The 602-nt window shown below is 49.5% G+C and carries 2 tRNA genes and 1 rRNA gene; all 3 read right to left on the bottom strand.

Annotated elements, in window-relative coordinates:
- Positions 1-245: 245 nt before the first annotated feature.
- A tRNA-Ala gene (locus ACP7EY_RS24025) sits at positions 246-321 on the bottom strand.
- A gap of 21 nt (positions 322-342) precedes the next feature.
- Positions 343-419, bottom strand: a tRNA-Ile gene (locus ACP7EY_RS24020).
- Positions 420-509: 90 nt separating this feature from the next.
- Positions 510-602: ribosomal RNA gene (locus ACP7EY_RS24015) — 16S ribosomal RNA — on the bottom strand; the annotation flags it as partial.

The following is a 602-nucleotide window of genomic DNA, read 5'->3' as shown; positions in this document are numbered from 1 at the left end:
GTGCACTTATTCGCTTGTCCCTATAACGTTAGCCCCTCCACCGACTAAGCGGAAGGACGTCATAAAGAAAGAAAGTACAGCGTTGTTGCTTGTTTTGATACATACAATCACTACCCATCATCCGGCCTGTCGACCGGACAATTAAAACTTTACTTCTTCCAAATTTTTAAAGAACGAAACAGCATTTAATCTCTAAAAGATCAAACCTAAACCGCGCGGCTTACGTTTGCACTTTCAAAGTAGAGTGGTGGAGGATGACGGGATCGAACCGACGACCCCCTGCTTGCAAAGCAGGTGCTCTCCCAGCTGAGCTAATCCCCCAAGGAATTACGACGGCCGCGTTGGTAGGGCTGGTTGGACTCGAACCAACGACCCCCGCGTTATCAACACGGTGCTCTAACCAGCTGAGCTACAGCCCCGACTTGGACACTGCTACTGTTTCTTCAATTTTCAACAGTCGATAAGAGTGGACGCTTAATGAATCGGTATCTCTACCTGTGCAACTCTAGAAAGGAGGTGATCCAGCCGCACCTTCCGATACGGCTACCTTGTTACGACTTCACCCCAGTCACGAATCCTACCGTGGTAAGCGCCCTCCTTGC

Source organism: Massilia sp. DWR3-1-1 (assembly GCF_049898325.1).
Taxonomy (GTDB): domain Bacteria; phylum Pseudomonadota; class Gammaproteobacteria; order Burkholderiales; family Burkholderiaceae_D; genus JAFCUW01.
The sequence above is the reverse complement of the archived record's forward strand: the minus strand, read 5'-3'. Positions and strand labels throughout refer to the sequence as shown.